Source organism: Empedobacter sp. GD03739 (genome assembly GCF_029843245.1).
In the GTDB taxonomy this organism is placed as follows: Bacteria; Bacteroidota; Bacteroidia; order Flavobacteriales; family Weeksellaceae; genus Empedobacter; species Empedobacter falsenii_B.
Genome location: NZ_JAOCHX010000021.1, coordinates 46,083 through 56,505 on the forward strand (window position 1 = coordinate 46,083; position 10,423 = coordinate 56,505).

Genomic DNA, 10,423 nt, shown 5'->3' on the forward strand with positions numbered 1-10,423 from the left:
CAACAGGAAACAAGAAGTCGCTTGTTACACCAAGAGAAAGTCCTAAACCAGCAACGATGAAAGCAAATTCACCAATTTGTGCCATACTCATTCCTACTTGTACGGATTGTTTTAGCGGTTGTCCTGAAATTATAGCACCTAAAGTGGTAAAAATTAACTTTCCGAAAATCGTCAACAAGGTCACAATCAAAATTGCCCATTTGTGTTCATACATCGAAACGGGATCGATCATCATTCCAATAGAAATAAAGAAAATTGTTGCGAACAGATTTTTTACAGATTGAAAATTATGTTCAATTTTTCGGCATAAACAGTTTCAGCTAAAATAGAACCCATTACAAAAGCACCTAATTCTATCGAAAAACCTGCGCTATCAGCAATGTAAACCATTCCAAGACATAATCCAATTGAGATAATTAATAAGGTTTCATCATCTAAATAATTTTTGATAGAACGTAAAAAAGTTGGAATAATAAAAATTCCTCCAATAAACCAAACCGCTAAAAAGAAACCTAATTTAACGAAAGAATTAATCATTTCTGCTCCGTTAAAATGCTGGCTAACCGCCATAGTAGAAAGCATAACCATTAATAAAATGACCACAATATCTTCTACAATTAAAATTCCGAAAACGACATTCGCGAATTTCTTTCGTTTCAATCCTAATTCATCAAATGCTCTAATAATAATGGTTGTAGAGGAACTTGCTAATAAACCGCCGAGGAAAATACTATCCATTGTCGACCAATTCATAAATCGACCAACAAAATAACCAACGGTTACAATACAAATGATTTCGACAATCGCAGTGATGGAGGCAGAACCACCAACATTGAGTAATTTTTTGAAACTAAATTCGAGACCAAGACTAAAAAGCAAAAATATAACACCAATCTTCGCCCAAATCTCCACATTATGTTCTTCTGCAACTGTGGGAATATATTCGAAATGCGGTCCAACTAAAAAACCAGCAATAATATAACCTAAAACAAGAGGTTGGTTGATACGTTTGAAAATAAGCGTCGTCACAGCGCCTACACATAGAATTAATCCAAGATCGGTAATGAGTTTTGGCAGGTGTTCTTCCATAAATTGCGTTTAATCTGTACTAATTTATGAATTTTTTAAAAGATAATTAATTGTTCAACTATTGATTAACTTTATATCATTATCAATTTTGTTTGAGAATAAAAAAAAACTCACTAATTCTAATGAACTAATGAGTTTGTATTTTATTATCGAAACGATATTTTACAAAGTAATTTTTGCTAAATAAGAATCTCCTTCGGTTTTTATTTTTGTACATTTTAGTTGATGATATTCGCACGCATTTTTTAGTGTATCAAAATCCAAATACAACCATTGAATAGGTTCTTCTTGCTCGCCTTTATAATGAACCGTAAAATCTAATTCACCATAGTAATTTCCATTACTCGGAATCCATTTTCCACCATCTTCGTCTTCATCAAACATATAAATAATGTCGGTTCCATCAATCAAAACTTGACCATTCTCGGTTAATAAATTTTTGATTTTATCCAAGAAAACATTAATTAAAACTAAATTCTGAAAAATTCCAGTTCCGTTCATCAAAAATAGAATCGTATCAAATTTCTCAGCTTCATTGATTTCAAGGAAATTCTGAACTTTTGCATTGTTGATTCCTCTCAACAAACAAGCTTCAATCGCTTTTGGAGAAATATCAATCGCTAAAACATCTGAACTTTTTTCTTGCAAATAAAGTGAATGAGAACCTGCTCCACAACCAACATCCAATATTTTTCCTTTTGACAAATCAAGTGCTTTTTGCTCTAGAGGAGGCATGTCATCATACTCTCGAAAAAGATAATCAATTGGCATCACATCTAACTCTGAAATTGATGTTTCGGTATAGAGATCTTCGGGCGAATGATTGGTTTGATAATCTAAAATTGCCTGTCCGAAAAGGTCTTTCATGTTATTTTTATTTTTATTTTCTGATTAATACAGAAACTTTTATTTATTATTTTTTGCTAAAATTGCCTCAACAATTTGCTGTGCATGTACGCGCGAATTTTCAATAAACCAAATATTTGTCAACATACCACCACAAACAACGCCTGCCAAATATAAACCATCCACATTTGTTTCCATTGTTTCGGGATTATAAGTTGGCGTTTTCAATTCATCATCACTGAAAGTTATTCCACAGTTCTCCAAAAAATTGAAATTTGGATGATAACCAGTTAAAGCTAAAACGGTATCATTTTCAATTGAAATATCACCTTCTGGTGTTTTGATATGAACTTGATTTTCGTCAATAGAAGTAATATTCGAGTTGAAATAAGCTTTGATACTTCCTTCTGCAATTCGATTTTCGATATCAGGACGAACCCAATATTTTAGTCGATGCGTAAAACCTTCGCCACGAATCACCATTGTTACATTGGCACCTTTTCGATAACATTCTAAAGCTGCATCAACAGAAGAATTATTCGCTCCAACAACCACTACGTTCTGAAAAGAATAAGGGTGAGCTTCCTTGTAATAATGATGAACTTTTGGCAAATTTTCACCTTCAATATTCATTAAGTTTGGAATGTCATAAAAACCAGTTGCAAGGACTATATTGTTAGTTGAATAGTTATTTTTTGATGTTTTAACTTCGAAATGATTTGTTTCAACTTTATTAATCGTTTCAACTTCTTCGTATAGATTTAGATTGAATTTGAAATATTTATGAATGTTTCGATAATATTCTAACGCCTCTTGTCGACCAGGTTTTGGCGCAATACAATTGAACGGAATTTCTCCAATTTCTAATCGTTCGGCAGTCGAAAAAAATGTCATATACAAAGGATAGTTGTACAAACTATTTGTTAAAGCACCTTTTTCAATAATTAAATAAGAAAGATTGTTTCTTTTCGCTTCTATTGCACAAGCCAAACCAATTGGCCCAGCACCTACAATTATCAAATCATATTGTTCTTTCATCAAGCAAATTTACGGATAATCAGTTCGGTAATCTTTATGATTTTCTTCAATTTTTTTAAAAATAATGTTTAACTATTTGGATTAACGAAATATATTAATAATTTTGTTTGACAATTTTGTCAAAATAAAAAAGCCGCACAGATATGAAAGACGATACAGAAGAATTGATCAAAGAAACAGCGAAAAGAATGTTTTTTGGTGAAGGTAGATTTCATGCAACAACGCAAGAAATAGCTGATGAAGCGAAAGTGAATAGAACGATGATTAATTATTATTTCAGATCGCGAAACAATTTAATTAGTATTATTTACGAAGAAGCTACGCGTGTAAGTAATGAAAAATCGCGCGCTATTTTTGATAGAAATCGTGATATCAAAGAAATGATTGGCGAATTTATAGAGGATTCTATTGCAACATCAATCAAGTATCCATATTTGGAAACTTACATCGTTACCGAAATGAATAAAAATAATACAATGTGTTCTAAGTTAATGAAAGATGATTTAGATGTAGTTGTAAATGTTTTTTACGAAAGATTAGAGGAAGAAATGGAAAAAGGAACGATTAAAAAGATGGAGCCACTTCAGTTTTTGTTAAACATGATTTCATTGGTTAATTATCCATTTACAATTCGTCCGCTACTTCAATTGGATTTGAAATTGAGCGACGAAGATTTCAAACGTATTCTTTCTGATCGAAAAGAAATTATTCTCAATACACTTTTTAATAATTAATATATCAATGAAAAGGTTAAAACAATTACTTTCTATAGCGATTGTAGCGTTGATGAGTTCTGCTAATGCCCAAGAAATTATTGCACTTAAAGATGCAGTAAATTTTGCATTAGAAAACAAAGCAGATGCAAAACGTGCAGATTTGGCAATCAAAAAAGCCGAATATAAAATTAATGAAGCTAGAGCAGGAGCCTTACCTCAGGTTAGTGGAAGCGCTGGTTTGACTTATAATGCAATTGTTCAAGAAATGGCTTTGCCTGGTGAATTAGTTCAAAAACCAGGAGAAATGGTATATGTGCCTTTTGGAACAAAATGGAATTCAAATTTGGGAGTTAACGTTTATCAAAATATTTTTGATCAACGAGTTTTTACAGGTTTGAAAGCGGCGAAAACAACACGCGAATTTTATCAGGTAAATGCAGATTTAACAGATGAACAAATCATAGAGCGTGTAGCGAATGCGTATTACCAAGTTTTTATTCAAGAAGAAAAATTAAAAACGATTGAAAAAAGTTACGAAAACACAAATAAAGTTCGAAATGTAATCAAAAGTTTAGTAGATAATGGTTTGGCGAAACCAATTGATTTGGACCGAATTATTGTGCAATTAAATAATATTTCTTCTTCTCGTCAACAGTTGGTAAATGCAGTTGAAATCAACAAAAATGCGTTGAAATTTTATATGGGTTATCCAATTGAGCAACCAATTAGTCTAACAGAAGAAACAATTACACCAAATTTAGTTTTGTTGGAAGATCAAATCGATGTTGAAAATAGAACCGAATTTAAAGTTTTATCCAAACAAAAAGAATTGTTAGGTTTTGCAAAAGAAGCAGAACGAGCAAATCTTTATCCGACAGTTGGTTTATCTGCAAATTATGGTTTTCAAGGATTTGGACAGAAGTTTTTAACTTCTCAAGATTATTATTGGTCAGATTTAGCTTCGATTGGTTTGAGTGTTAAAGTTCCGATTTTTTCTGGTGGAGCTACAAAAGCAAAAATTAATCAAGCAGAAATTGATTTGTTGGATATCGAAGAACAAATGAATGACACAAAACTTGGTTTGAGTTTGGAATATCAAAATGCAAAAGCGCAAATAGAAAATGCGTTAAAAAGTGTCGATATTCAAGAAGAAAATGTATCGTTGGCAGAAAAAGTACTTGCAAATACACAAAATAATTACCAACAAGGTTTAGCTAATTTGACAGAAATTTTAGACGCTGAAAATGCGTTGACAGATGCTCGAAATAATTACTCAAATGCTTTGTTAGAATATAAAATTGCCGAAATCGCATTAATCAAAGCAAAAGGAGATTTAAAAATATTAATTCAATAATAGAACCGATTTATGAAATCAGTAAAAACTTTACTTTATATATTAATTGCAGCCGGTTTGATTGGTGGTGCAATTTACATTATCAAAAATAATAAAGCCAAACAAGAAGAAGAGGTAGCAATCGTAAATGCGGCTAACGATGAGGTTGTGGTAAAAACAATTAAAGCTAATTTTCAAAGTTTAAATACAGATTATACGTCAAATGGAACATTTGCGCCATTTCAGGAAATGAGTTTTCCTTCAGAAATTTCTGGTCGAATTGTTCGTGTATTGGTAGATGAAGGTAGTTATGTTTCTGTTGGACAAACATTGGCGACGATTAAAAAAGATGCAATTGAGGTTGATGTAACTCAAGCACAAAATAATCTTCAAAATGCGATTATAGATAATCAACGTTACGAAAATGCGTACAAAACTGGAGGAGTAACAAAGCAACAATTAGATAATTCGCGTTTGCAATTAAAAAATGCAAGAGCAGCGGTTTCTGCACAAAATTTACGTGTTCGTGATACCAATGTAAAAGCAACTATTTCTGGTGTGATTAACAAGCGTTACATAGAGCCAGGATCTGTAGTAGCGCCAGGTTCTCAAATGTTTGATATTGTAAATGTATCAAAACTAAAATTACAAGTTACAGTAACAGAAGCTGAAGTTGTGAATTTGAAAGTAGGACAAACAATCAAAGTATTGGCTAGTGTTTTTCCAGATCAAGAATTTGCAGGGAGAATTTCTTTTATTGCGCCTAAAGCAGATGCTTCATTAAACTTTCCAGTAGAAATTCAAGTTTCGAATAATTCTGGTTTAAAAGCTGGTATGTACGGAACGGCAGTATTCTCGACAAAAGATGATGTAAATGCAGGTAAAAATGTATTGGTTGTTCCAGCAAATGCTTTCGTAAATGGAATTAGTTCTGGACAAGTTTTCGTGGTTGAAAATAATACAGCAAAATTAACGAAAGTTGTGATTGGAAAAACAGTTGGAACTGAAGTTGAAATTATCAGCGGATTAAAAGATGGAGCTGAAATCGTAACAAGTGGTCAGATTAATCTGAAAGATGGAACGAAAGTGAAAGTTGTAAAATAAGAGTAGTTTTTCCATGAAAATAGCAGAAATATCAATTAAACGTCCATCGATGATTATCGTGTTATTCACGATATTGATTTTAGGAGGATTGTTTAGTTATACGCAAATGGGATATGAATTAATCCCAAAATTCGAAACAAATGTTGTAACAATTTCAACAGTATATCCTGGAGCTTCTCCAAACGAAGTTGAAAATTCTGTTACCAAAAAGATTGAAGATGCTGTTGCAGCATTGGAAAATGTAAAAAAAGTTGAATCAAAATCATATGAAAGTTTATCTGTTGTATCTGTTACTTTAAATGCCGGAGCAGATGCAGATTTAGCTTTAAATGATGCTCAACGTAAAATAAATGCAATCGAGAAAGATTTACCAGATGATGTAGATCCTCCTTCTTTAACAAAGTTTTCTTTAAGTGATTTACCTATTATTACAGCTGGTGTTACTTCTGATAAATTAACAGATAAGGCATTGTATGATTTATTAGATAAAAAAATAGAACCCGTTTTATCTCGTGTAAATGGTGTAGCACAAGTAAATTTGATTGGTGGGCAAGAAAGAGAAATTCAAGTAAGTTTAGATCCTGTGAAATTGAAAGGTTATGGATTATCTGTGCCTCAAGTTCAGCAAGCAATCTTAACTTCGAATTTAGATTTCCCAACAGGAAGTGTAAAAACACGTGAAAACTCTACAATTATTCGTCTTTCTGGAAAATATAAATCAGTTGATGAATTAAATAATTTGGTAATTTCTTCGAATAATGGAATTCAAGTTCGTTTATCGGAAGTTGCTTTTGTGCAAGATTCTCAGAAAGAAGTAGAAAAAATTGCACGTGTTAATCAGAGTTCTGCGATTATTGTTCAGGTTGTAAAACAGTCTGATGCAAATGCAGTGGCAGTTTCTGAATTAATGCGAACAACAATAAAAAAAGTAGAAGAAGATTACAAAACAGAGGGATTAAAAATTCAAATAGTTAATGATACTTCAGATTTTACATTAGCTGCTGCTGATCACGTAATTTTTGATTTGGTTCTAGCTGTTGTTTTAGTTGCTGTAGTAATGTTATTGTTTTTGCACAGTATTCGTAATGCGTTTATTGTAATGGTATCTATTCCAGCATCATTAATAGCTACATTTATTGGGATGTACTTAATGGGGTATACCTTAAACTTGATGTCGTTACTTGGTTTATCACTTGTAGTGGGAATTTTGGTGGATGATGCCATCGTTGTTTTAGAGAATATTTACCGTCACATGGAAATGGGAAAATCGAAAATTAGAGCTTCATACGATGGGGCAAAAGAAATTGGATTTACCGTAACTGCTATTACATTGGTAATTGTCGTGGTATTCTTACCAATTGCAATGAGTACAGGTTTGGTGGCGAATATTATTGGACAGTTTTGTGTGACAGTCGTTATCGCAACCTTACTATCCTTATTGTCGTCATTTACAATTGTTCCTTGGTTGTCTTCTCGTTTCGGGAAATTAGAACATATCACAGGGAAAAATATTTTTGAGAAATTTATTCTTTGGTTCGAAAAACAATTAATGAAATTTACCCACTTCATTTCTGATATGTTAGAATGGTGTTTAAAATCTACCGTTCGTAGAATTGGAGTTTTTATTGGAGTTTTCATTCTTTTATTCGGAACAATTGCTATCTTAATGGGAGGAAAATATATCGGTGGTGAATTCCTCCCTAAAACAGATAAAGGTGAATTCCTAGTTCAAATAGAGTTACCAAAAGATGCAACAATAGAGGAATCAAATTTTATGACGCAAAAAGCAGAAAAGTTTTTACGTGATAAAAAAGAAGTTGTTGATATGATTACAACTGTTGGTCAAAGTTCCGAAGGATTTGGAGCAGCACAAGCAACAGCTTATAAAGCAGAAATAGACGTTATTTTAAATGATAAATCAGAGCGTGAAGACAATTCATATATTTATGCGGCAAAAGTAAAACGCGAATTAGAAAAAGAATTAGTTGGTGCTAAGGTTAAAACTGTTCCAGTTGGTTTGATTGGAGCGGAACAAGCGCCAATAGCGTTGGTTGTGACAGGTCCAAATTTAGAAAGCGCCATGAAATTTGCTGAATTAGCAAAACACGAATTAGAACAAATTAAGGGTTCTTCGGAAGTGAAATTAACGACAGAAGCCGGAAATCCTGAAATTAATGTGCAAGTTGACCGTGATAAAATGTCTGCTTTAGGATTGAATTTACAAACAGTTGGTTTAACCATGCAAACTGCTTTCTCTGGAAATACAGATGGTAAATTTAGAGCGGGTGAATACGAATATGATATTAATATTCAGTACAATGATTTTAATCGTTCGAATATCGATGACGTTCGTAGTTTGATATTTGTGAATGATAAAGGACAACAAATTCGTTTGGATCAATTTGCAACGGTTACACAAAGTTCTGGACCAAGTTTCTTAGAGCGTCGTGATAAAACGCCTTCTGTAACGGTTCAAGCACAATCGGTTGGTCGTACAACAGGTGATATTGTAACTGACTTCAAGGAAAGTTTGAAGAAAATTGACAATAAGAAACCAACTGGTGTTTCTTATGTTTGGGGTGGAGATGAAGAAAATCAATCCGAAGGTTTTGGTACATTAGGTTATGCATTATTAGCTGCTATTATCTTGGTTTATTTGGTAATGGTTGCTTTGTACGACTCGTTTATTTATCCTTTCGTGGTTTTGTTTTCTATTCCATTATCATTAATTGGAGTCTTTGTGGTTTTAGCTTTAACTAATAATTCGTTGAATATCTTCACGATTCTCGGAATGATTATGTTAATTGGTTTGGTGTGTAAAAATGCGATTTTATTGGTCGACTTTACCAATCACCGAAAAGAAGCTGGTGAAACGACACACAATGCTTTGGTACAAGCCAATCATGCGCGTCTTCGTCCAATTTTGATGACAACAATTGCGATGGTTTTCGGGATGATTCCGATTGCCTTAGCAAAAGGAGCAGGAGCGGAGATGAACAATGGTTTAGCATGGGTAATTATTGGTGGTTTAGTGTCATCATTATTCCTAACATTAATTATCGTTCCTGTGGTTTATTCATTATTCGATAGTGCAATTCGTCGTTTCTCAAAAGGAGAAAAAGTAGATTATGAAGCAGAAATGGTTGCAGATTATGAAGCAAGACAAATAAAAGAAGAATGGGAAGAGTAAACTTTCGTTTAGATATTTAATACTTGAAGTCGCTCTATATTTGGAGCGACTTTTTTAATTTTTAACTATAATTAGTGAGTTTTAGACGAATTAAAACGTTTATTTTTGGCGTAATATTAATTGAGACTTTCTAAAAAATGAAAAAACTATTTTTATTGACAACATTCTTTATGGTGTCAGCACTTTTTGCTCAACAAGCGACTAATACGTTAGAAGGCGTTTTTACAACAAAAGCAAAAGATGAATTATATAATCCATTGAAATTTGATGGAAAAGGAAGAGTAACAATCGGTGAATTTGATGAGGTTGGTTACGAATTTACAGAACGCAATGATTCGGTTATAATATTTGTCGAAAAAACGGTTTTTATCTTCAAAAAAGAGAAAAATCAATTAAAAGGAATTTCAGATTGGGTGGATAAAAAAGTGTATAAATCAAATTTGAAATCTTTCGAAAATAAACCTCAATCAGATTCTAAATTAGCACAACGTGCAAATTGGATGGCTCAGAATTATGATATCAATTTTAAAAATAATGCAAGCTATTTATTTGATTTTGATGAAGAAAGTTTAATTAAAAAATTAAAAGAAAATGAAGCTGCAAATGCAAAATTGTGTAAAGAAGGTTTTGATGAAAGTTGTAAAGTAGTTTTTGCCTATAAATTTGCTGAACAATCTGGTGGTGTTTTCGAGACATTAAGTGCAACAGAAGAGTTGAAATTAAAACCTAATAAAGAGTTACAGCAATTGGCCCAACGTGTATTAGATTTAGGAAATCCAGATGGATACGGATTATTTTATACGTATTACTATTTTACAGGAGAAAAGGAAAAAGCGGAAGAGTTTTTACAAAAAGGATTAGATTTAGGATCTAAGTATTGTACAGAGATTTCATTAAATTCAGCTTTAAGTGAATTTGGAGAAGGCTTACAATCGGAAGTAGAAGAATCAGAAGATTAATTCGAACAAATTATCATATAAAATAGAATCCGTCTCACAACTTGAGGCGGATTTTTTTTGGTTATAATTGTTATTTTTTGTATATTTATATCTGATAATCAGATATTTGTCTATGAATTTCAAGTATTACAACCAAAATCAGACGGTC

At 32.4% G+C, this 10,423-nt stretch carries 7 protein-coding genes and 1 pseudogene; 5 read left to right on the top strand and 3 right to left on the bottom strand.

Annotation, left to right across the window (positions count from 1 at the left end; genetic code table 11):
- Positions 1–13 precede the first annotated feature (13 nt).
- The 3 genes and pseudogenes from N5E64_RS08645 to N5E64_RS08655 form a co-directional block, all read right to left on the bottom strand.
- Positions 14–1,089: pseudogene (locus N5E64_RS08645) on the bottom strand (cation:proton antiporter); the annotation flags it as partial.
- Between the two features lie 162 nt (positions 1,090–1,251).
- Complete coding sequence (locus N5E64_RS08650) at positions 1,252–1,956, bottom strand: bifunctional 2-polyprenyl-6-hydroxyphenol methylase/3-demethylubiquinol 3-O-methyltransferase UbiG (protein WP_280037075.1); 705 nt, start codon at positions 1,954–1,956, stop codon at positions 1,252–1,254.
- Positions 1,957–1,995: 39 nt separating this feature from the next.
- Positions 1,996–2,973, bottom strand: a complete 978-nt coding sequence (locus tag N5E64_RS08655; RefSeq protein WP_280037076.1) for a YpdA family putative bacillithiol disulfide reductase — start codon at positions 2,971–2,973, stop codon at positions 1,996–1,998.
- Positions 2,974–3,116: 143 nt separating this feature from the next.
- Here N5E64_RS08655 and N5E64_RS08660 point away from each other — a divergent pair, with 143 nt between their 5' ends.
- From N5E64_RS08660 to N5E64_RS08680, 5 genes are all read left to right on the top strand, one after another.
- Positions 3,117–3,707 (top strand): TetR/AcrR family transcriptional regulator, encoded by a 591-nt coding sequence (locus N5E64_RS08660; protein ID WP_280037077.1) that lies wholly within the window; start codon positions 3,117–3,119, stop codon positions 3,705–3,707.
- A gap of 7 nt (positions 3,708–3,714) precedes the next feature.
- The gene (locus N5E64_RS08665) at positions 3,715–5,043 is read left to right on the top strand and encodes a TolC family protein (RefSeq protein WP_280037079.1); all 1,329 of its coding nucleotides are present in this window, start codon (positions 3,715–3,717) and stop codon (positions 5,041–5,043) included.
- A 12-nt stretch (positions 5,044–5,055) separates the two neighbouring features.
- On the top strand, positions 5,056–6,126 hold the full coding sequence (locus N5E64_RS08670; protein WP_280037081.1) for an efflux RND transporter periplasmic adaptor subunit: 1,071 nt from the start codon (positions 5,056–5,058) through the stop codon (positions 6,124–6,126).
- A 13-nt stretch (positions 6,127–6,139) separates the two neighbouring features.
- Complete coding sequence (locus N5E64_RS08675; protein ID WP_125350541.1) at positions 6,140–9,316, top strand: efflux RND transporter permease subunit; 3,177 nt, start codon at positions 6,140–6,142, stop codon at positions 9,314–9,316.
- 137 nt (positions 9,317–9,453) lie between these two features.
- Positions 9,454–10,275, top strand: a complete 822-nt coding sequence (locus N5E64_RS08680) for a hypothetical protein (protein WP_125350542.1) — start codon at positions 9,454–9,456, stop codon at positions 10,273–10,275.
- Positions 10,276–10,423 lie beyond the last annotated feature (148 nt).

Excerpts from the sequence above, each read along its gene's own strand:
- N5E64_RS08650 (WP_280037075.1), bottom strand. The coding sequence starts at position 1,956 with ATGAAAGACCTTTTCGGACAGGCAATTTTAGATTATCAAACCAATCAT.
- N5E64_RS08655 (WP_280037076.1), bottom strand. The coding sequence starts at position 2,973 with ATGAAAGAACAATATGATTTGATAATTGTAGGTGCTGGGCCAATTGGT.
- N5E64_RS08660 (WP_280037077.1), top strand. The coding sequence starts at position 3,117 with ATGAAAGACGATACAGAAGAATTGATCAAAGAAACAGCGAAAAGAATG.
- N5E64_RS08665 (WP_280037079.1), top strand. The coding sequence starts at position 3,715 with ATGAAAAGGTTAAAACAATTACTTTCTATAGCGATTGTAGCGTTGATG.
- N5E64_RS08670 (WP_280037081.1), top strand. The coding sequence starts at position 5,056 with ATGAAATCAGTAAAAACTTTACTTTATATATTAATTGCAGCCGGTTTG.
- N5E64_RS08675 (WP_125350541.1), top strand. The coding sequence starts at position 6,140 with ATGAAAATAGCAGAAATATCAATTAAACGTCCATCGATGATTATCGTG.
- N5E64_RS08680 (WP_125350542.1), top strand. The coding sequence starts at position 9,454 with ATGAAAAAACTATTTTTATTGACAACATTCTTTATGGTGTCAGCACTT.